The 21,977-nt window shown below is 37.8% G+C and carries 23 protein-coding genes and 4 pseudogenes; 2 read left to right on the forward strand and 25 right to left on the reverse strand.

The genetic code is table 11. The features are described 5' to 3' along the window. The 16 genes from F9U64_RS22735 to F9U64_RS01005 form a co-directional block, all read right to left on the reverse strand. The coding region (locus F9U64_RS22735) for a metal ABC transporter permease (RefSeq protein WP_228275539.1) at positions 1 to 443 on the reverse strand (443 nt) is incomplete at its 3' end. After that, on the reverse strand, positions 418 to 1,188 hold the full coding sequence (locus tag F9U64_RS00935) for a metal ABC transporter ATP-binding protein (RefSeq protein ID WP_153400899.1): 771 nt from the start codon (positions 1,186 to 1,188) through the stop codon (positions 418 to 420). The genes F9U64_RS22735 and F9U64_RS00935, both read right to left, overlap by 26 nt. Position 1,189: 1 nt before the next feature. Further along, positions 1,190 to 2,242 carry a metal ABC transporter solute-binding protein, Zn/Mn family gene (locus F9U64_RS00940; protein WP_153400900.1) on the reverse strand — a complete coding sequence of 351 codons (1,053 nt, stop codon included), beginning with the start codon at positions 2,240 to 2,242 and terminating at the stop codon, positions 1,190 to 1,192. Between the two features lie 246 nt (positions 2,243 to 2,488). Then, the gene (gene gvpU, locus F9U64_RS00945) at positions 2,489 to 2,884 is read right to left on the reverse strand and encodes a gas vesicle accessory protein GvpU (protein ID WP_153400901.1); all 396 of its coding nucleotides are present in this window, start codon (positions 2,882 to 2,884) and stop codon (positions 2,489 to 2,491) included. A 6-nt stretch (positions 2,885 to 2,890) separates the two neighbouring features. After that, entirely contained in the window at positions 2,891 to 3,496 is a 606-nt protein-coding gene (gene gvpT / locus F9U64_RS00950) for a YtxH domain-containing protein (protein WP_153400902.1), read from the reverse strand. Then, positions 3,496 to 3,813 (reverse strand): gas vesicle protein, encoded by a 318-nt coding sequence (gene gvpJ / locus F9U64_RS00955; protein WP_153400903.1) that lies wholly within the window; start codon positions 3,811 to 3,813, stop codon positions 3,496 to 3,498. The genes gvpT and gvpJ (F9U64_RS00955) overlap by 1 nt, the downstream gene beginning before the upstream one ends. Positions 3,814 to 3,835: 22 nt before the next feature. Beyond that, on the reverse strand, positions 3,836 to 4,120 hold the full coding sequence (locus F9U64_RS00960; RefSeq protein WP_153400904.1) for a gas vesicle protein K: 285 nt from the start codon (positions 4,118 to 4,120) through the stop codon (positions 3,836 to 3,838). Continuing rightward, positions 4,086 to 4,361 (reverse strand): gas vesicle protein, encoded by a 276-nt coding sequence (locus F9U64_RS00965; protein ID WP_153400905.1) that lies wholly within the window; start codon positions 4,359 to 4,361, stop codon positions 4,086 to 4,088. The genes F9U64_RS00960 and F9U64_RS00965 overlap by 35 nt, the downstream gene beginning before the upstream one ends. A 10-nt stretch (positions 4,362 to 4,371) precedes the next feature. Then, positions 4,372 to 5,178 carry a GvpL/GvpF family gas vesicle protein gene (locus F9U64_RS00970; RefSeq protein ID WP_153400906.1) on the reverse strand — a complete coding sequence of 269 codons (807 nt, stop codon included), beginning with the start codon at positions 5,176 to 5,178 and terminating at the stop codon, positions 4,372 to 4,374. Positions 5,179 to 5,187: 9 nt separating this feature from the next. Further along, complete coding sequence (locus F9U64_RS00975; protein ID WP_153400907.1) at positions 5,188 to 5,445, reverse strand: gas vesicle protein GvpG; 258 nt, start codon at positions 5,443 to 5,445, stop codon at positions 5,188 to 5,190. Between the two features lie 4 nt (positions 5,446 to 5,449). Beyond that, positions 5,450 to 6,217 (reverse strand): GvpL/GvpF family gas vesicle protein, encoded by a 768-nt coding sequence (locus F9U64_RS00980; RefSeq protein WP_153400908.1) that lies wholly within the window; start codon positions 6,215 to 6,217, stop codon positions 5,450 to 5,452. Between the two features lie 6 nt (positions 6,218 to 6,223). Continuing rightward, positions 6,224 to 7,141 (reverse strand): gas vesicle protein GvpN, encoded by a 918-nt coding sequence (gvpN, locus tag F9U64_RS00985; RefSeq protein ID WP_153400909.1) that lies wholly within the window; start codon positions 7,139 to 7,141, stop codon positions 6,224 to 6,226. A 21-nt stretch (positions 7,142 to 7,162) separates the two neighbouring features. After that, positions 7,163 to 7,429: a gas vesicle protein GvpO gene (gvpO, locus tag F9U64_RS00990; RefSeq protein WP_153400910.1), complete on the reverse strand. Its 267-nt coding sequence runs from the start codon at positions 7,427 to 7,429 to the stop codon at positions 7,163 to 7,165. Between the two features lie 52 nt (positions 7,430 to 7,481). After that, entirely contained in the window at positions 7,482 to 7,745 is a 264-nt protein-coding gene (gene gvpJ / locus F9U64_RS00995; protein WP_153400911.1) for a gas vesicle protein GvpJ, read from the reverse strand. Between the two features lie 27 nt (positions 7,746 to 7,772). Continuing rightward, positions 7,773 to 8,165 carry a gas vesicle protein GvpQ gene (locus F9U64_RS01000; RefSeq protein ID WP_153400912.1) on the reverse strand — a complete coding sequence of 131 codons (393 nt, stop codon included), beginning with the start codon at positions 8,163 to 8,165 and terminating at the stop codon, positions 7,773 to 7,775. 11 nt (positions 8,166 to 8,176) lie between these two features. Next, entirely contained in the window at positions 8,177 to 8,599 is a 423-nt protein-coding gene (locus F9U64_RS01005) for a hypothetical protein (RefSeq protein ID WP_153400913.1), read from the reverse strand. A gap of 815 nt (positions 8,600 to 9,414) precedes the next feature. Between F9U64_RS01005 and F9U64_RS01010 the strand changes: the two genes are divergently transcribed. Continuing rightward, on the forward strand, positions 9,415 to 10,101 hold the full coding sequence (locus F9U64_RS01010) for a YehR family lipoprotein (protein ID WP_153400914.1): 687 nt from the start codon (positions 9,415 to 9,417) through the stop codon (positions 10,099 to 10,101). Between the two features lie 334 nt (positions 10,102 to 10,435). Next, positions 10,436 to 11,980 carry a copper amine oxidase N-terminal domain-containing protein gene (locus F9U64_RS01015; RefSeq protein ID WP_194287241.1) on the forward strand — a complete coding sequence of 515 codons (1,545 nt, stop codon included), beginning with the start codon at positions 10,436 to 10,438 and terminating at the stop codon, positions 11,978 to 11,980. Between the two features lie 115 nt (positions 11,981 to 12,095). Here the strand turns inward: F9U64_RS01015 and F9U64_RS01020 are convergent, their stop codons facing one another. From F9U64_RS01020 to F9U64_RS01050, 9 genes and pseudogenes are all read right to left on the reverse strand, one after another. Further along, entirely contained in the window at positions 12,096 to 13,085 is a 990-nt protein-coding gene (locus F9U64_RS01020) for a Gfo/Idh/MocA family protein (RefSeq protein WP_153400916.1), read from the reverse strand. Continuing rightward, positions 13,082 to 14,029, reverse strand: a complete 948-nt coding sequence (locus F9U64_RS01025) for a Gfo/Idh/MocA family protein (RefSeq protein WP_153400917.1) — start codon at positions 14,027 to 14,029, stop codon at positions 13,082 to 13,084. Before F9U64_RS01025 ends, F9U64_RS01020 begins: the two co-directional genes overlap by 4 nt. Before the next feature lie 252 nt (positions 14,030 to 14,281). After that, positions 14,282 to 15,031 (reverse strand): SDR family NAD(P)-dependent oxidoreductase, encoded by a 750-nt coding sequence (locus tag F9U64_RS01030; protein ID WP_153400918.1) that lies wholly within the window; start codon positions 15,029 to 15,031, stop codon positions 14,282 to 14,284. A gap of 927 nt (positions 15,032 to 15,958) precedes the next feature. Then, a pseudogene (locus F9U64_RS22745) lies at positions 15,959 to 18,547 on the reverse strand (rhamnogalacturonan lyase family protein); the annotation flags it as partial. A gap of 812 nt (positions 18,548 to 19,359) precedes the next feature. Beyond that, the gene (locus F9U64_RS01040) at positions 19,360 to 20,325 is read right to left on the reverse strand and encodes a hypothetical protein (protein ID WP_153400919.1); all 966 of its coding nucleotides are present in this window, start codon (positions 20,323 to 20,325) and stop codon (positions 19,360 to 19,362) included. A gap of 225 nt (positions 20,326 to 20,550) precedes the next feature. Continuing rightward, positions 20,551 to 20,658 (reverse strand): annotated as a pseudogene (locus F9U64_RS22750) (excalibur calcium-binding domain-containing protein); the annotation flags it as partial. Between the two features lie 117 nt (positions 20,659 to 20,775). Then, positions 20,776 to 21,093: pseudogene (locus F9U64_RS22755) on the reverse strand (NucA/NucB deoxyribonuclease domain-containing protein); the annotation flags it as partial. Positions 21,094 to 21,132: 39 nt separating this feature from the next. Next, a pseudogene (locus F9U64_RS22760) lies at positions 21,133 to 21,534 on the reverse strand (copper amine oxidase N-terminal domain-containing protein); the annotation flags it as partial. Between the two features lie 70 nt (positions 21,535 to 21,604). Next, entirely contained in the window at positions 21,605 to 21,895 is a 291-nt protein-coding gene (locus F9U64_RS01050; RefSeq protein WP_153400921.1) for a hypothetical protein, read from the reverse strand. Positions 21,896 to 21,977: the final 82 nt, after the last annotated feature.

Consider the following 21,977-nt stretch of genomic DNA (forward strand, 5'->3'; position numbering starts at 1 on the left):
GCAAGGATTATCATTGTCCAGACATCTGAACGAACCATTGCAGCCGCCTGACCGTAGATAAAGCTGTCCAGTCCAGCCTGGTTTCCTCCTGCAGAACGATTTACAATGGTCAGCAGCATGATTCCCAGTCCGTAAAACACAGACAGAATCATGCCCATTGCCGTATCTTCTGTAATCCTTGTCGTTTGGCGGATTGCCTGAATAAAAGCCGCCCCCAGCAATGCACTAACAGCTGCTCCAGCGATTAGAATGTATAAATCTTTTTCTGCAAATAACATATAGGCAATAACAACACCAGGGAGAGAAGCATGAGCCAATGAATCACTCATCAGGCTCTGCTTCTTCCAATAAGCTAAACAACCAATCGTACCAGCTGCAATTCCCAGAACCATTGTACTTATAAGCACCCACTGAGTATTACTCGTTAACAGGGCCGACCACATGATTGTCTTCCTTCCTGGAGGTAATCCACTTCATATTTCCGCCATATGTTTCGGCAATATTATCAGGTGTAAAAGTATCTTCTGTTTTGCCATGATGGATAACCGTTTTATTTAAAAGAAGCACATGATCAAAATAGTCTTCCACTGTCTGCAAATCATGATGGACAACAAGGACGGTTTTCCCTAAGAACTTTAATTCCTGCAAGATTTTCATGATCGCTCTTTCCGTAGCTGCATCTACACCCGCCAACGGCTCATCCATAAAATATAAATCTGCATCCTGTACTAATGCACGTGCGAGAAACACTCGCTGCTGCTGGCCGCCGGAAAGCTCGCTGATCTGTCTGTCAGCATAGCTTTCCATCCCCATTTTTTTCAAAGATTCATAGGCTTTTTGTTTGTCCTTACGTGTTGGTCTTTTCAGCCAGCCTACATTACCATATAGACCCATTGTCACAACATCCAGCGCATTTGTAGGAAAATCCCAATCAACCGAACCGCGCTGAGGAACATAACCGATTTTCTTTTTTGCCTTTTTAAGCGGCAGACCGTAAAATTCCTTCTCACCAGTCAATGCTGGATGAAGATCCAGAAGCGTCTTTATTAGCGTAGACTTGCCTGCACCATTCGGACCGACTACTCCTGTTAATGAGCCAACTTCTACTTCGAAATTAATATCATATAATACTTTATTTTTTCGATAAGAGGCAGCTAAATCTTGTACCTTTAGTGCTGGCTGTGTCAAATTACTCCTCCCCTTTATTCAAAGCTTCATAGATTGTATTTACATTATGACGGTACATTCCAAGGTATGTACCCTCCTCTGATTCCGGATCTCCCATTGCATCAGAAAATAACTCGCCGCCAAGTGAAAGTTCGATACCCTGATCTGCTGCACCTTGAATTACCGCCTCAATTGAATCAGGATTAATACTGCTTTCAACAAAGATTGCTGGTACATTATATTCTTGAATAATCTGCACCGTATCATTGATATCTGAGACACCGATTTCATCTTCTGTACTTAATCCTTGCAGTCCGATCACTTCCATATTATGCATCGCACCAAAATAACCAAATGCATCATGGGCAGTTACCAGTACTCGTTGTTCTTCCGGTATCTCCTGCAAGACTGCTGCTTCTTCTTTCACTTTATCTAATTCAGCAAAATATGTTTGTTTATTTTCTTCAAAATAATCAGCATCATCTGGTGAGAATTCTTTTAATTCATCCACAGCTGCTTCTAACGCCTGTTTCCAAAGATCGATATCAAACCAGATATGCGGATCCACTACACCCTCTTCATCTTCTAATAAAGAGTCTTCTGGAATGGCCTCACCAATTGCTAAAACCGGCTTAGAGTTTCCAATTTCTTCGAACATTTTCTCCATATTGGCTTCTAAATGTAAGCCATTGTAAAAAATCAGATCTGCTCCATCTACTGTTGTAACATCACTTTGTGTTGGATTATATAAGTGAGGGTCAACAGATGGTCCCATTAAACTTTGAACATTTACACGATCTCCACCTATCAAGGATAATGGCTCCCCGATTTGGGCAATTGTTGTTACAACGTTAATTTTCTCACTGTCTGAGTTGGAATTCTCTGTGTCATTACTTGATTCATTGGCTGCAGTTTCAGTAGGTGTTTCTTCACTTGCATCATCTGCTGCTGTTTCAGTTGGTGTTTCATTATTTGATTCACCGTTAGAATCACCGGACGTGTCTGCGTTATCACCACATGCTGCCAAAAACAGTACAAAACCTGCTACCAGTATAAAGCTGAATATTTTTTTCATATTTTTCCCTCCCGTTTTTCCCTTATACAACTTTTTGTTACAAGTAAAAATTTAATGGATAATTTTCCTTTTGTCAAGTAAATTTCTTAAACGATAATAAGTTTCCTTGAGCAAACTTTTTTCGAACGATTTAATCATATGCCGCAAATAACAGATATGTGAGATTTCATTAACTTTTTTACACAAAAAAAACTAGAGCCATTTTTCAATGGTTGCCCTAGTTAGAAAAACGATAAGCTTAATCTTTCAGTTGGAGCTTGAGGTGGATTCAGCGATCTTTCCCAGAAAGAAACCATCAATATCGCTTAAATTTCCCCGCCACAGTATTTTGCCTTTTGATGGTGTAGATTTGCTATCACCGCAAAATACTTTCGTATGCTTTAAGTGAATATAATGAGCAGGTTCTTCAACATGTGATTCTGCTCCTTCACTTGCATGCATTAACTGTTCACTGATTTTCTTTGAGATATCATTTCCATCTTCGAACACTTCACTTAGTTCGGAAAAATATTCCTGTGCGGAAATGGTTGTACCTGAAACGATCGCTCCTTTGACATTTAACGTAATATCCAAGTTGAGATCATTTTGGTTAGCTGCTTTGACAAAAAAAGCAAGAATGTCATCACTTGTCTCCTTACTCATTTTATTTCACTCCTTATTTCTCTGTGTGTTTGTATCATCATTATTGGAAATGGCTGTTGTCATTGATCCGGAATCCTCGGATTGGTTATCATTCATCGAGTTCTCCTTTTGATTAGATGAGAAATTCTGATTGTTGCTGTCAGCATGCTGACTATTCTGGGCTTTCGGAGAATTATTACTTTCCTCTTCGTTGCAGGAAGCTATTTTATTAAGTCTTTCTTCAAGATTCTTCAATCTTTCTTGAAGCAACTTGTTTTCTTCTTTTAATTCCATAAAACTCTCTTCATTCACTAATTCTGTTGTCACATTATCATCCGATTCCTGATCTGAATCGTTTTTGCCGTTTGAAAAGACGTTAGCATCTTTGACACGCTGGTATGCTGCTTGGGATTTCTTTTTCCCGGCATCCTTCAGCTTTGAAACTTTTCCTTTTGCTGCTTTTCCAAGATCCAGCCCTTTTTCCTTCCATTCTGAATCATTGATTCCGGCAATAAGCTTTTTCCTGTTCTCCGGTGTTGCGAGATAGCCGATGGTCGCACCCAAGACACCTCCAGAGATCGTTCTTGTGAGCGGCATTTTCTTATTCTCATTTACTGTTTGTTTTTCAGTCATTATTCCACACTCCCAATGTTTGTATTTATTCTTTCTTCCAGTTGATTCAGTCGTTCCTTAAGCTGTCTGTTTTCTGCTTCTAACACCTTATTATTTTCATTTGCTTTTGAGCTTAAATAGGGATCCGTCTCCCACCAATCCATCCCAATTTCCTTGGCTTTATCGACAGAGGCAACTATTAATCTTATTTTTATTGTTAATAGTTCCACGTCTGCTATTCCAACAGATATATCACCTGCTATTACGACACCTTTATCGAGAATTTTATCCAACACATCAACAATCGTGTTGGATTGTACCGGATGTTCGACAGGCATACACTCTGCACCTCCATCTCATTTACATAAGTTTGCCTAATGGTCCTAAATCTATATTTAAATCTTCTGCATCCAATCCAAATATGTTCTTCAATTCTTCCATTTTTTCTTCTAAATTCATTAAAGCAACACCAAGGTCTTCAATCTGCTCCTCTGTTAAATTGCCACCTTCCACTCTCCTCATGGCATGACGTTCCACAATTTGTCTCAAGAGCTCGATTACTGTCAAGACCAGCTGTGCAAGTCCATCTTCGGCATTATCTGGATCAAGATTAATCCGGCCGGTGTTCTGATTCGCTTGTTGCATCAGACAATTCCCTCCTTTGCGTGTCCAATAATTGAGAAGATAAGACACTTGGATTATTTTCACGAGCTTGCACCAGCTTTTCAACGGATGAGATCAACACCCGTAAATCTAAATAAACAAGGTCTACTCCTGCTATGGAAATAATCAGGTCTCCTTTAATTGCAATTCCTTTATCCAGTATCACGTCTAAAATATCAATCAATGCGATATCTTTGTTTTCGACAGATTCCCTTATCGGCATCTTTATCCCCTCACTTTAAACCTGCAAAGTGATATGCTGGCCAAGGTCCTGTTAATTCTAATGTAAAGCCTTTATCTGCAAATGCATTTTCCTTTTGTTCCATTTCTCTGAGAAATGATTCAACATGTGGCTTTTCAAGGAAATATATACTGTTCCAGCACATATTCTCCTTACGGCCTGTCATTTCTTTGCTCCAATTCATTTTGACGGTTGCATCTGTTGCGTACTGTTTCATCTGGCCATGTATGTCTTCACAAATGTTGTTCTTTTCCTTATCCAGTTCTTCCTCAATTAAACTGTCTATTTTTTTCATTTCAAAGAAACGGCGACCTGGTGACAGCTGGCTGATTTCTTTTTTCTTTGCTCCTACTACAGAGCTGTTGTTGCTTATCTCTTCTTTTAATTGCGCATCCTCACAATAGATTTTCAGATTCCACTCTTCTCTTCCTTTGATCTGCTCTAAAGCTGTTTCCATCTGCTTCATTTTTGGCTCCACTGTCTGATGCAATCTTGCTTCACTTTTATAAATTGTACAGAATTTTAATGGAATTAACGTATATTGCTTATAAAGATTCATGATTGTATGATGGTGATGCAAAGCTTTTTGCTGAAGCCACTTTATATCATTTTCTGTCTTTTCCTGGAGCGCCTGCTCTGAAAATTCTGTTTCATCCAGCGCACAGACTACGGCTTCCATATTACCTGCAGAAACCGTATATATACTAGTTTCACCATCAAATCCTTTCATTTCTGATAAGGGATTTTGTTTCGCTTCAATTCCCGGGATAAATCCGTATAGATAGATTAATTGCTCCATACTGCCACCTCACTTTTTCCTGCTTGCCATGTCCTGCCACTGCTTCATTTCGATCAGTTTTGCCTGTTCATAGCGATACAGCAAGTCCTCTTCCTTATTTTTGTAATCATCTTCCGCAACCTCTCCTTGCTCATACATTGTTTGTAAATGGATAAGTTTGCGCTGAATTGTTGGAAGGTCATATAATTCTTTTTCCGCTTCTTCCTTCACTTTTTCTCCTATTTTGACCATGACATTCATTGGTGCTGTCACTATCTTGTGGAGCATATGATCAACTCTCCTCAACCGTTAATCGAATATTGACAAAATTGTAAGCCGGCCATGGCCCGCTGTATTTAAAATCAACTTTATCCTGCCATTTTTCATGTGCTGCATTTACAAGCTCATCAAATTCTGCTTCTTTCTCGCGATCAACTAAAAAGGAAGCATTTAAGAGCATTTTCTCTCCAACAGGATCATTTACCTTGGCTGCTTCTGCGCTTCCCTTAAGCGGAGTATAAATATCCTCTTCTATTTCACGGATAATTGATGAAAAGATCTCCTGTGTTGCCCCGCCTAACTGAATCTTGTCATAGTATCCTGCCATTTCTGTTTTGCCGCGCAATTGTCCAGCCAGCTGTCCTACTTTTTCATTTGCATAAACTTGCGATTTCAGCCAATCAGTTTTTCCTGTAACCTTCAGACCAAGCTCCATTTTCCCTTTGATTGCAGGGAATAGTTTTTCAAACTGGGGATAAAGGTTCTCAAGTAAAACTTCTACGTCTTCGACTGAATGAAATACATTTCCAAAGCTAATCGGAATAACCGTATCTTTGTCAGCCATTACCTTTGAAACAAGCTGTTGATGCATCAACAGGTTTTCCTTATTGGGATGAAAGATCTTCATCGGCACTTCAGCCGCAACCATTGCTGCATCCTTATAGTGAATGGTAAAAACAAACCTCTCTTGATTATCAAAAAGAATGGGGGCAAACTCTTCTTTTTCATCAGTCTGTACAGCACAGAAAATATAGATACCTTTCTCTTGTTCCTCTATCATTTTTTATCACCTTTCTCTTTCCTTCAGTTTCCTGCAGCATTCCAGGATAAGATCATTTGTCTCTGTAATCGAAAGTTCTAATCCCTGCATTACAGAGTGGCCTAGCACATCTTGACAAAGCTGTTGAAAGTCCCGGTCAGTTCCGTCGACAGGTATATCATCCATTTTCACCATCTGTGCTATTTGGAGCGATGTTCTGAGGCTGGGAGCTCCTTTTCTGTCACCGAATTTCTGGCGCAAATCATCAACAATCTCTGAGATTACTTCTGCCGCTTTCTTATCTAACCCCAGTTTTTCACTTATAATGACAGCTTCTTGATCTTTATCCTTAAAGCCAACATGTAATGTTATCAATCTATCTAATAATGCTTCTTGCGTTTGATAGACTCCTGCATATTCCTGAGGATTACTAGTAAAGATCATCGAAAACTTGGGATGTACTTTTATGAAAGGCTCTGTTAATTTTGAACCATATAGTGGCAGGACTCCTTCTTCCAGAATGGAGAGAAAGATATTATTTGTTGCTGGCTGAGAACGGGAAAATTCATCATAAATAAGGGTATACCCGTGTTTGACTGCTTCTAGTAAACGTCCATCTTTCCATGATTCTGTTACGGTCTCATTCTTTTTATAAACAGACCGGACATACCGGTCAACTACCTTTTCACTTGTATATCCATTAAAAGTTCCGATTAAATCTCTATTGTTTAATTCATGATTACCATGCATCAGCATAACTGGCCGTTTAATCTTTTTAGCCAATGCTAACGCGATCGACGTTTTACCAGAACCAGAGGGACCTGTAAAATGAACAGGATAACCTGCTTTAATATATTGTACAGATCTGTTTATTAATGATTTCGTTGCGTTATCTTGGATTAGAGCTTTGTAGTCTGTCGTCACTTTTTCATTTAAAACGGTCATCTTCTGATCCCTCCATTATTTCTAGCTCTCTACACCGACCGCACTCCGATAACGTACCTCCACTCTCTTATACGCTGTTATCTCTTGGTCTTCATCCAGTAAAACTTCATATGTGCCCAGCATTTCATCTTTGGCATATTTTTTCATATATTCTTTTTCTTCCACTACTTCTATCTTTATCTTCCATCCACCTTCCTCCATTTTTTCTACGGAAGTGATCTTATGTGGAGGAGCGACATTCTCCAAGAAAAATTCATTAACATTTTTCATGATTTCTTTTATTTTCATACCTTACCTCCTCGTAACGATGGGAGAGAGGGCTATAGAAGCCCCCTGACTATCAGACACTAAACGATGCTTCTCCTCGTTCATTTTGCTGTGCTGGTAAACCTTCTTCTTCCACCTCATCTCTTAACAGGCCTACTGCTTCTGCATATCGCAGCCATGTGTCAACACTTGCGATAACTACTCTTGCTTCCACTGTTAGTATCTCAATCCCAACTACGGATACTCTAGCAAATGCATCAATTACAATACCCTTGTCTAAGATTCTGTCAATTACCTCTGCTAAACTTGAACTGTCTGTTGTTTTTTGGATAGCCATATTTAATTCTCCTTTATTGTAAAGATTTTAAGAGCTGATTTTTTTGATATTCCCTGATGACTTAATTTCCGTCGAACTTTTGATATTATTTGCACCTTTGATATCTTTTGAGCTCTTAATATGTTGAATTCCCTTCAAATCCTGATAGCTTTTTATCTGACGGTTATTGTTACTTGAAGAAATACGCTCTTGCAAATTTTCTCCTGCTTTCTTCACACTGCCCAGTTTTTCACGAGCAGAAAGCAGGGCATCCTGCACTTTCATTGTTGCCTCTTCGGCATTCTCGCGTACCTTATCTTCCATTCCTTCTTTTGCCTTTTCCTTTAGTTTGTCTTTTGCTTTTTCTTTTAACGAATCCGGCGCCTTTTCGAACGCTTTTTCTGCCATTTTCACAGCCGTTTTTTTAACTGGATTTTTCATAAAATCCTCCTTTACCGAACCGGCTGATCATTCGCTTTTAGCAGTTCTTCGAGCTTTTGCTCTATATTTTCCAACCGTTGATTTATTTGCCTGTTCTCTTGTTTTATCTCTTCATAGTTCGCATCTTTTTCCTTTTCATTCCCTTCAGACTCTGAACTTGAAAATTTCTTTTTTGCCTTGTGCAAATAGTCAGGTGCAGCTTGCTGGACTGCTGCTATTGCCTGTTGCGTAATCAGCTGCTGCAAATTCCGACCAAGTTCTTTGGTTATTTTTTGTCCAGTCTCTGAAACCTGAACCTTGTGATAAAGGGTTTGTACAGTTCCAGGATTGGATAATAATCCAACACCTGCACCTGCCACTCCACCCAGCAAGATATATTTTATCGAGTTTGAACTACCGTTATCACTTGCATGATGAGTCTTTTGCTCAGCCATCCGTTCACCTTCCTTTATTACTCAAAATGTTAAACGCATATTTTCTTTTAAGAAGGACCCTTGCTGCTTTTGCCCACTTCCATTAATTATCCGTATTCACTGTAACTTCCCTTTCCACTAAAGGTAATAAAACACGTGATACATCTGTAAACACATTAATGACAAAGCCTATATCGAGAATTCTGTCAATCACCTCCGCTTAGTATGGGCTTTACAAAAGATACCTCTAATCTTCAAATGGCAAAAACCATTATTGAGGTTAATTATAACTACCACGCACATCCCCCTTGAAACATCAATAGGATAAAGATGGAATTTAACTGGCTAATTTTCCAACTATTTTTACAATATTAGAACATTTTGTAATATAAAATCTTAGATACAACGCGTGCTTACTACTGACAAATCAGCATTTGTTACAGATCACTTACTTTTATTATTTATTTGTTACAGGGCAGGTATTGGATCCAAAAAATAAAACATCCATGGACTCCAATGCATTATGCGAGAAAACACCGAACAGGGACAGCAGAGAACCTCGAATAGTGGTAAACATGCACAAAAATAATAAAATATGTTTTCATTTTTTTCTAAAGGGTACTAATGAAAAGGAAGCTTACCTTGCTTCTTTATACCTAAAATCATAATGGGAAGGGGTAACGATCAGATTAAAAAGCGGTCAAACTGACCAAACCAGCATGTTTCAACAAAGGATGATGGTAGATATGAACCATTATTTATATCCTATTGAAAAATGTGGAAATTGTATTTATTATTAAATTCTATTAAACTTAAAAAGAGAGAGGAACTGCAAAATGAAAAAATGGATGATATTTTGTATGGCATTACTGATCAGTATTACACTTGTTGCTTGTAATTCCAGTGAAACAGGCAATACTGAAGAGGATGCAGCTAATGAAAATGAAACTAACGAAACGGCAGAAAATGAAACTAACGAAAATGATACTGCTGAAAATACAGACAACGAGACTGCTGAAACTCCAGAAAATACTGATGAGAATGCAGAACAAGAAGAGACAACGAATGAAGAGGAAAGTGAAAACAGTAGCGCAACGGATGAAAGTGCTGCATCTGAATTAAATATTGATCCAACCGGAGAAAACACCGTCACACTGAAAATGGAACAAAATGGAGCAACATCTACCCTTACATATTACGCTCAAGGTGACAAGGTAATTGAGCAAACAGCAGAAAGTGTTCTTACTTATGCTTCTATCGGCCTTACAGGTCCTGAAGAAGCGGAAGCACAATTTGCGGAAGCTGTAGCAGGTTACCAAAATGTTGAAGGTGTAACACATAGCATTGATTACCAAGAAGATAAGCTAATAGAATCCACGAAAGTAAACTATGATACAGCAGACCCTGAGCAGATTGCCCAATTAACAGGTTCTATGGTTGAAGGAGATACAAGCAGAGGTATCAGTCTCCAAAGATCGGTTCAAATGCTGCAGGAACAAGGATATGAAATCGTAGCAGAATAATAATTAGAAAGCTTTTCACCCCTGATGGTGAGAAGCTTTTTTATTTGTAAGGAAATGTCTTTTCGCAAAAAAACTTTACTAATCATCAAATCCACAAGCTGAATTGAACATAAAGTTTGGACACAGTTTCAAATTTGTGCATTTTTACAGTCAAATTTATTCATTCGATATAATCTAATTATCCTATTTTTATTGAAATTCATTATTTTATGTTTAGTTTTTCTCTGGTAAAATTAATACTAAATTACTATATGAGAAAATTTATTAATTTAAAGTGTTATAGTTCAGCAGAAGTCTTAAGAAAAAATCTACTAATATGGGAGGCTTGTTTTTCATGCAATTACCAATAAGGATTAATTTTATCTATACTTTGTTTATGACTTTTTTTGCTTCATTTCTATTTATGAATACTTCCGCTTCAGCTGCAGGTATTCAGGAAACTATAACAGAGGAGGAGGAATATTCTCCATCTGCTTCAGTGGTATTTGTTGATGGTATGAAAGTTAACTATCCTGTCAGACCGATTATCAAGGATGGAACTACTTTAGTCCCCTTAAGAGAAACATTTGAATCACTGGGGGCGACTGTAAAGTGGAACGAGGAAGAAAGATCTGTCTTTGCAACGAAAGGAAACAAAGATCTCTACTTAAAAATCAATTCTCATAAAATTATGATAAATGAACAACCACGGCAGATATCTGTTCCGCCAGTTATTTACAATGGCAAAACGATGATTCCTTTACGATTGGTTGGGGAAGCATTTGGCGGAACGGTTGAATATGATCCGGAATCAAAGATAATTACTATTACAATGTCAGATCTTACAGCTGATTTTCTAACCAAAGAACAAGACAATATTTCGAACATTAGAAATGTAAAAGAAGTAAGAATGAGCGGTGATAGAAGATTAATGCTAAGTGATAATCCGGAAACGTTAAACTCTAAAACTATTAAGCAGGAAAATGCTACTTTATGGAATGATATCGTCAAAGAAAATGGAGAATCAGTAGACCACCGTGTAGTTGGCTGGCACATGAATAAATTACATAAAGAAATAACGGTTGGAATTACGATCGAAAATTTATCTAAAACCAATACGATTGAAGTAAGAAAATTAGAAGGCATTCATAAAATCAGCTCAAACAGCTGGTATGATTATGACATCGGTCTACCCATTTCTGAATCTGTACTAAATAATCAATTGCAGCCTGTAAATCTAAGTACGAATAAAGCTGAATCAGGAGAAACAATAATGTTAGGCAGTTTCGAAATAAAACCAAATGAAATGATAGGATTTTTACAAGATTTTTCTGTTACCAAAACCTCAGGAACAGGGGAGTTAAATTATGTTATAAGAACAGTAGTAAGTCAGAATAATAGTGACTTAACACAAATAAAATCAACACCTGTACCAGCTGATCGAACGAACATGCATCCAAGAGGGGTGTGGCGCAGTTCAGAACTTATTGCTGTCTTGCCAACTTATCATGTCCAGCAGGATGGGGAGTTATCTTACAACATATCAAATGGCATAACAGATAACATTTTCAATGAAGAAAACAGCTTGACAGAAAATGCCTCATCCATTTCAAACAAAGGACATTATGGTGCTGTTTATAAAGTGAAATTACCTTATATTAATCATACGGATAAAGAAAAAACAGTTAGAGTGAGGATTGCCAGCAGAGGCGGATCCTATAGCGGTACGGTTAAAACAAAAGACGGGGTATTTAACATCTCCGCCTTAGATCCAAATACAGAAGTCGTTAATGTCATTGATTATACAGTAGAGAAAAAGGAAGGTTCCATAGAACTAGATATTATGCATTCAGGCGGGTCATATTTGCCGAGTTCGATTAACATTGCTGCAATTAAATAAACATCACTGTATGCTCCCCCGCTTTGATTAGTAAAGCGGGGGATTTCAGTACAGAAACTTGACTTAATGGCATAGTTAGGCAATGCTCTATACCTTTGTGATTTATTGGTTTCTTTTATAATTGATGACGTGTAAGTACAACTGTTTCTTTTTGTTTATCTGATTGATAAGCAGCTTTTACAACTTCCAATGTTCTCAAGCCATCTTCTCCTGTAATAAACGGTTTCCTGCCTTCTTTTACACATGCAATAAAATCATTGACCAATCCTTCATCCATATCCTCTGACCATGGCTGTTGCTGTACTTTTCCATCTTTATCATTATAGAATAAATTGTGCTGTTTAAATGCATCTACAGATAAGGTCCCCTCTGTTCCTACAACTTCCATTGTCACATCTCCCCATGTTGGGTATGTTTGTGGACGGGACCAGCTTGGATCGATGGAAACAATCACACCTGATTCCAATTCCAGCAAAACTTGACCGCAATCTTCCACTTGGATGTCATAAAAGCGTGTGTCAAACTCTGCATAAACATTTCTCACTTCATCTTCTAACATCCAGCGAAGTAAATCCATAATATGAACAATATGATCTGTTGCAGACCCGCCCCCGGACAGTTCTCTTTCAATAAACCAGCCTCCAGGCATTTGTCCATGGTTAGTTGCATTTACGGCAATAATCTCACCAATTTTCCCTGCTTTAATAATCTCATTCACTTTTTGGATGGATGGTGCGAATCTTACTGGATAAGCTACTTGCAAAATTACATCATGCTCATTACATGCATTAATCATTTCGATCGCATCGTTAATTTCTGTTGCAATTGGTTTTTCACATAAAATATGTTTTTGGTAACTCGCTGCCTTCAATACATGTTTTTTATGATTCACATTTTCTGAACAGACGATCACAGCATCAATGTCTGATTGCAGCAGCTGATCTAAATCGGCATAATAAGTTGACCCAAATTGTTCCGCCATTTTATGTCCTCGTTGCTGATCTTCATCCCAAATACCAGCTAATTCTGTTTCTGGATTATTCACCAAAGCAGAAGCATAGCTCAAAGCATGCATATGGGCGAAACTGATGATGGCTATTTTCATAGGATAACACCTTCTTTCAGTTCAACAGGCTGTCCTGTTGAGACAGATTTCTTCACAGCATCTGTTATCTTAACCGCCTTTATTGCATCTTCTGTCGTAACGATTGGTTTTTGTGATTGTTTTATTACTTGCACAACATGGTCTAATTCTCTTTGTATAGCTGTTTTTCCCAGAATCTGCTCTTCAAGAGCAATGTCTGCTGCACCTTCCACAACGATCGGCTGGCTATTTTTACTATCATTTTCTAACATTCCTTGATTTCCGGTAAGTTCAAAACTCATTTGTTTTTCACTGCCCGCCCAGGATAACTCCACATGGGAAAATGTTTGATCTTCATGTCTTAAATCAATAAGTGCATATTCAACGGGAGATCCGTCTTTACGTTGCTTTTGAACTTGTTTTGCAATCACTCGTTCCACCTCACCAAATGTCCAGTACAACCAGTCGAACACAGGGGCACCAAGCTCTAAAAAGATGTCAGCGTTATCTCCAGGGTGTTTGTCTTTTGATGAGATTCGATTAACTCCAGTTCTACCAAGCTGACCATTTTCAACATGTTTCCTAGCCTCTAAAAACTCGGGAGAGAAACGGATCGTATTCCCAACATATAAACCTACCATTTTATCTTTACATTCCTTATAAAGGGTTGCTGCTAGATTTGCGTCTGTTGCAAGAGGTGTTTCCGTAAAAATATGTAACCCCTCTTTATAAAGCTGGCGGATCATATCAGGTTTCACCTGAGCCGGGACACATAGATCCACAAGATCTACATCCATGGAAAGTATATCTTCCGGTTTATGTACTAACTTATGTTTTAATTCTTTTGGAATTTGATTACTGTCAACTCCCTCTGTAAGTAAAATGGCAGCAATATCCACATGCTCAATCTTCATCCATTCATGCACACGTTCATGATTTTCACTAATGATAGCTAGGTTGATCAAAATATACACCTCTTTCGAAGATTTATTATTCACTCCAATTCTATCTTACTATTTTTTTATCGTTTATGTAAACGTTGACATATTAACAGATAAAGCGAGACTTTGATCAGTGGGGTTTTTTGTATCCCCACTATCCGTTTATCGATTGTGAAAGTTTGGAAGAAGTAAAAAAAACTGTCGAGTATAGATGTTCCTCGACAGCCTATAAAGTTTACCTTCAGGAATTAATGAATTAACTAAGCAGTGTTTTGTTTATTTCGTGTTTGTAAACCCACCATCGATACGTATTACTTCACCATTAATATACTCCGCCTTTGAAGTTAATAAAAATGCAACTAACTCTGCTACTTCTTCAGGAGTACCTAACCGTTTTTGCGGTATCCCGCTTGTAGCATTTTCTTTCATCTTAGGATTCTCTTCGTAAAATTCTTTAACCATCGGAGTTTCTGTTGGTCCTGGCGCAATGGCATTTACACGTAACCCGTCTTTCGCATACTCTGCAACCATACTTTTTGTCAGACCGATAATCCCATGTTTTGTAGCAGAATAAGTAACAACAGAATCCTGACCGATAACACCAGCACTTGATGCTGTATTAACAATGGAACCTCCACCATTTTTCATCATTTGTTCAGCTACATAACGTACCCCGTATAATGCTCCAAGTAAATTAATTCCGACAATCTTTTCAATTTCATTAATTTCTGTTTCTAAATAGTACTTCCCGCTGCCCGAAATACCAGCATTGTTAAAGAAATAATCGATGGAACCAAAATGCTCTACCGTTTTATCAACATAGTTCTTTACATCTTCCTGTTTAGATACATCTGCCTTGATAAAAATAGCGTCAGCTCCGAGCTTTTTGACCATTTCTACTGTTTCCTTACCACCTTGCTCATTAATATCCACAACAGAGATGTTCACTCCATCTTCAGCTAAGCGTGTGGCAGCTGCTTGCCCTAAACCACTGCCAGCTCCTGTAATAATGGCTGCTTTTGTCATGTGAGATTCCTCCATTTTAATATATTTCTTTATAAGTATCTCTCTTTTATGATTGTATAAACCGTTTTTCTCAAGTTGACTTATTTAACACAATTCAATTTTTTAACATTTTCATTTAACTTCAGATTAGTAAGGAAGCAAACAAGGAAAAGACATAAGCTCGAAAAATCGAACTTATGCCAAATAGTTTTTTTATTGAGTATAGAATACAAGCTCAGCAATATTACTATGCCCGCCATCAGGGCTAATATATCGGAAATAACGATAGGTTTCTTCAGATGTTATGTCCACGGCATTCCATCCAGCTTCCGGTTCTGAAGTGATCGTATATAGATCAACAAACCCTTCATCTGAAGAAACATTTGATCCTTGGATCTTCCCTCCAGTCATTCGATCGGTGAAACCAGTTCGTGGAAAGAATCTGACTTGAGTAAGCTCTACTTGATTCCCTTCACCAGCGTCCATACCTGTGTAACCGCCATTTGCTTCCTTATAGTCGAAGAAAGTATTGGTATCGCCGTCAAATGCTTTATCATACTCTGTCCCTTCTGACCATGGCGGGTTTGTTCCAAAAAGATCTCCTGTTATTAATTCCAACTGGTTCGAGATATCAATGACCAGCTCACCAACAACTCCGGATCCATCTGTCGCCTCTGCAATCACTTTAACTTCCCCATTTAAACCTGCCTTATTACCTGACAACACTCCATCTGAAGTAATAGTAGCAATGTCCGTATTTGACCCATCCAGATCAGTGACAGACCATTCAACAGTTTGCGTCGCATTTGCTGGGAAAACCTGTGACGTTAATTTTAATGTCCCGCCATTTGAATTAATGGACTGCACACCATCTTCACTGTTCACTGTAATATTGGCAACATCATCATACAAATCGACAGACTGGCCTATATCAATCATTGACACAACTTCCTTACTAGTACTTGTATAGGCAATATCCGTAAGAGTAATGTCAGTAGTCAACGCTTCTGTTTCTTTCGCTTTCATATTTACTTTAAACAACTCTGGATCATGAAAAAAGCGACTTGGTGCACCTTCAACCATAACATGTACCTCACCTGGCTGCTCAGAATCATGAGTTATTTTCACCTTTTTGACTAAAGGATCAACAGAAACAAACTCCACTTGTTCTGGATCATAGTTCAGCTTCATTTCAATAGAGCGGAGATTATCTCCTTCACCGCTAATCGCATAGGTAAGACCAAACGAATCACCTGCTTTTACCGCCTCTGCTTCTTGAACAGATAAATCAGGCTCCAATGTTCGAAGATTAAGCACATCGGAGCCAACAAAGATCTCCCCATTCGCAGAAGTAATACTAACTCTTACTTCCGTTTCACCGATTTGTCTTTCAAGGGCCCTGGCAAAGTCTCTACGCTCCATTTTCACTTGATACCCTTCATTTACTGCTGAAATTTCCCCTTTAACTTCTTCACCATTGATAGAAAGTTTGGCAGAATCACCATCTACTAAGTCCGCAGCATTATCTGGAACTTTCACCTGAATAGTAAGATCTCCTTTTAACTTTCCAGCCAGTTTTTCAGGATTTATTTCGACAGTTGATGGAACAATATAGTCTGCGTCTGGTTGTGGTGCTTCCTCCATGTCATTTCCTAAAAAGTAGCCTGTATGTGGTGGTTGGTTGTAAGCAGCATTTTGCCAAGCAATTCCTAAGCGATAAACTGGATCATGCATAAGTGTTGGAATCCTGTGTTCTGTTAGATCGGTTGTTGTATAGAGACGCAGTTCCGTACTCTCAATATCTCTTACGATAATTTCTTCCCGCCAGTCACCAACGATATCCGCTTGTAATGCCGGATTTCCTTTTGTTCCATTGTTAGAAGTAGTTCCTTCCAATGTGAGAATGTTGTTAAGCTCTCCATTTTCGTAATCCCATTTATCTATTCTTGGTGTACCAATGCCGATCTCGTAATTTGTCCAGTCATGGTCCAGCAGTTCACGTGATAAATCGCCGTCCCACCAGATGGCAAAGTTCGAACTAGGAATATTATCACCTATTTTCTCACCTTCAGCTGTATAAATACCGCCTTTACGGTCATTCCATTCTCCAGCAACGGCCCATGCTTCTGCACCAGGATACCTGGGATCCACATCAGATGATACTCCCCGTCCGGTATCAGCACCTGTATGCACACCCCAAATCACTTCGCCTGTCTCCCCATCACGGAACGATAGACCGTATGGTGAATTAGATGATTCATGCACTTGGAAAACTTCTAATCCCGGTCGAGCTGGATTTAGATCACTTACATGCATCGCATCTCCATGTCCCCAGCCTGTTGCATGCAGACCGCTGCCATCATGATCCACTGCCATTGCTCCAAAGATAATTTCATCTTTCCCATCTTCATCTACATCAGCAATACTTAAATTGTGATTTCCCTGACCTGCATATGCCTCATTACCAGCATCATCACTATCAAACGTCCACAGTTTTTTCAGCTCGCCATTTCTAAAGTTAAAAGCAGTGAGCATTGTTTTTTCATAATAACCCCGTGTCATTACTATGCTAGGCTTCTGTCCATCAAGGTAAGCAACGCCTGCAAGGAATCGGTCTCCCCTGTTACCATAGGTGTCTCCCCAGTCCCCCATATTTCCCCGGGCTGGTGAAAAGTCTGTTGTAGCAAGTTCTTCACCTGTTGCTCCATCAAAAACAGTTAAGTATTCAGGTCCTTCCAAAATATATCCAGAATTGTTACGGTAATCCGCTTCCGGATCTCCTATTACATTACCAGCAGCATCTGTTGCACCATCTGCTGTTCTTAGTGTAACTTCAGCTTTGCCATCACTATCAAAATCATAAACTAAAAATTGGGTATAATGAGCTCCAGCTCGAATATTTTTACCTAAACCAATTCTCCAAAGTTTTGTACCATCTAATTCATAAGCATCCAGAAAAACTTCGCCAGTATAGCCTTCGTGTGCATTATCTTTTGCATTGGACGGTTCCCACTTTAAGACGATTTCATATTCACCATCACCATCAAGATCTCCCACACTTGCATCATTTGCATGATAAGTATACTCTACCCCATCAGGAGTTGTGCCGCCTTCTGGTCTCTGAAGCGGAATGGAGTGATATTGGTTACCCCATACTTTCACTTCGTTTGATTCATTAACCTCTTCACCACCAGAGATAACGCTTACATTATATGTCGAATCAGTTGTTCCTTCTTTATCTAAATAGTTTGTGCTTGTTGTTATTGGCTCCTCATTTACCTTTTCGCCATCTCGATAAAGGTTAAAAGCAACATCCTTTGAATCTGTTCCTAGTAAACGCCAGCTCACAAAGATGCCGTCATTTGTATGAACAGCTACCACACCTCTTTCCAGGTACTCCATTTGGTATGGTGTTTCTCCAGCTTCATTTGCATGAACGGATGGCAAAGAAATTGTGCCAGCAAATGATGTAGCAAGTACCGCAGCACTAACGATAACTGCACTTTTCTTCCATCGTTTCTTCCATTGTCTTAACATAAAATAAACCTCCTTAGAATGGATTGAAAATAAGTAACTGGCTTCGTTCCCTTCATGAAATTAAGTATTTGGTGGTGGTATCTTTAATTTTCTAACGATAGCCAAAACAGCAAGTTCACCTCCTTTCAATACATTAATCATTTGATGTATGTGGGTATTGACTTGAGTCATCTATTGATTTGATTTAATTATATGGAGCTGGCAGTAACCTGAACATCTGCAATATGTTGTTGTAAAATCAATAGGGGCATATTTCATCGTTGATTCTTATGAAGGAAAAACATTATCAGTTTGAAATTTTTCTAATAAATTGTTTGCAAATCCACCTGCTTTTTAGGTAGCGCTTACATAAATGTGTTAACAAAAAATAGAATAATTAGTTAAAATAAATTTTAACAAAGATTTAGTATACAAAATATATAAAAAACAGAGAAAAAGATTTAAAAATCAGATATTTCTATGTGCCAATCTATCAAAATTGCAAATCTATTTAAATCAACAGGTTGTGAGAATATTAAATAATGAAATTAGCGATCCTTGAATTTTATCAAGAATCGCTATATTTAAAGGGCTATAAACAATGATTCCGACTGGTCTCGAACCAGCGACCTCCACCCTGTCAAGGTGACAAAGTACAAATGTACACGTTTTGATAAGTTAGAAAACCCTTGTTATGAAAGGTGATTAAACCGAATAAACTAAGAACATTAATGTTAGAAATGTAAATGTTGGTCGGCAGGATGTCGGCAAGTTTCGGCACGCAAAATTAATATATTTATCATAGTCTAACTTCTAATGGCACCCATCAGTAATTACTTTAATTCAAACTCTTCGAGGTCTAGATATAAGTCATCTGGTACACCTTTATGAGTAACACTATATCTAATAATGCCAAGGTATGGTCGAAATTCAATATTTTGTTGATCTGGATTAGTATTATAAATTAAGTTAAATATCTGAACATTTTCAAACTTATTCTCGTTTAGTGCATTAATTTCCGTAACATCATTGACGTACCAAAAATACGACAAATTCGGATTCGTAATAGTTTCAATATCTCCGAATCTTTGACCTTCAAACAATGGAAACTCAAAAAGCAAGTCATCATATGTTAACAAAGGGGATGGATTTGACAATTTGTGGTTTACAACTTTTTGTGGATCATTTAAAAAATCTACTACACCTTGTATTTCTTTATTTGGAATATGAAATAACTTATTAGCAACTAATAATAATCCTGATTTATTTTCATTATTTATTAATTCTATAGGTTCCACAGATGTTAATTCATTCTTATTCATTTCATCAAATCTCTGTTTTATAGTACTTCTTATGTTAACTGGATAATTATTCACTATATAAAAACTAATATTTAATTTTTCATTTTTTATTTCTTTTAAAATCTCTAATTTCATTGTTATTTTTTTTTTGAAATATTCCCTATATCTTGGGGAGAATCCGTAATATTCACCTGAATACATCCAATAATTCCCTTTTTTCAAAGGGATATAATTATCCGATTCATTTACATTCCATTTATAGGAGTCTTTAAAATCATATTCAATTTTATTGACCTTAGTGATCTCAGCAGCTTCTATTTGCGCTTCTGCCGCCTTTATAGCTGCTTCCATTTGAACTTTACTTGATTCATTTATTGCTTTCAATTGAAATATTCCAGCCACAATAACTGTTATAACCGCCACAATTATGGGAACAATTATAGATGTTATAGTTTCTTTGAACGATAAATCCCACTTCATTTTCCTTTTATTATCCATTTACCTACCCCTCGTATTGTCTATTAATTATTTTGTTTATGGAGTATTTAAGGAGGAATAGGCGCCATTAATAGTTTCTATTTAAATATTACATATTTCATTAATCCCCTTCAATATATTATGAATTTTATATTTAATAACTTTTTATTCTATACATTGATTCTTGACTAATGTTTGTATTTCATAGTAATTAAGGAAGCGCCTATACGATTTGTAGCTTTTCTTCTATAAACTTTCACAAGCCAATCCGTTTCCATCACCGTCTAATCGATGTGGATCACCTGGTCCTGCTGCTTCAAAGAAAGCTTGTGCTTCTTCGTGCGAGTTAAAGTCTCCACAGTCTCGGTCTGCTCCGTTTGGATTATACGGACCGTTGTAGCCACTATTGTTACCTTCTTCTACAACAGGAGTAGTAACAGGTGGAACAACTACTTCAACAGGATCACCATCTAATACAAATAATACTCTTGTACCATCTGGATACTGTTCTAATTGATTCCCTACCCAAGCACCAGCACCACGATTATCAGATGGTTCTACGTATTTAACACTAGCGCCTTCTCCACCTTCTTCACACATAGCCATAGGGAATTCATCTCTATCGTAGCCATCTCTTGTTGGAATTCCAGCTAAAGAATCGTTTCGATTTTCATCTGCTCCGTTACGATCAATTGTACAGATAGCTGATTCTCCGTTTGCGATAGCTTCTTCAATATGTGCAGCAGTTTCTGGATATTCGCTGACAGGGAAATGTAATGTCACATCGTAAGTAGCAATGACCTCACCATTATATGTAATATCCACTGTTCTAGTAGAAGCATTCCAGCCTACATCTGCCCCAAGAGATTCGCTTACAAATCGTAACGGTACCAACGTGCGAGCATTTTTAATTTGTGCCGGTACATCAATGGTTACAGTCTGACCATTTACTTTTGTATACTTCGATCCAATTTTTAACCATATATCTATGTCGTCTTTTTCAGCTGTTACTACTCGATTTTTAGCATCCCAGCCTACATCTGCCCCCAATGCCTCAAATATCCCACGTAATGGTACAAGCGTACGTCCATCTTGAACGATTGGTGGTTGATCATAATATTGTTTCTCTCCATTAATTAAAATGGATACTCCATCAGCAGCTGATACACTGATTCCAGAAAAAGTGGAAATCATAACAAGTGCAATTAAGGCGTTTAGTAGCTTCTTCATAAATTTTCCCTCCTAATAATATAATAAATAAAATTGTTCACCAAAATAGTAAGTAAATAACCCCTATAATTCAGACATACTTGTTTTTATCACTTGGATACAACATCGTTATGCGACAATAGTTATAGCCTGGATCAAAATTTCTTATACTAAAATGTCCTGTTGTTATTTGATCCCACACACTATAGATATAACACTGCATATCAAATAGATCTGCTGGCAAGTTAAATATCTCATCTTCATGGTAAACGTATGTTTTATCATGTAAATGGTCATGAACTCTAATAATGATTAATTCTGTCTTTTTGTCATACTTTGTTTCTATTTTATAACGATCCGATCTGTTAATAAATGAATCCATTCTCCCCCTCCTTCCTTTTAGATAGTTCATAATATCTATATTCGACATAATAATAAATAATCCTTGTAGGAATCTGTAATTT

The organism is Gracilibacillus oryzae (assembly GCF_009498735.1).
Classification (GTDB): Bacteria; Bacillota; Bacilli; order Bacillales; family Amphibacillaceae; genus Gracilibacillus; species Gracilibacillus oryzae.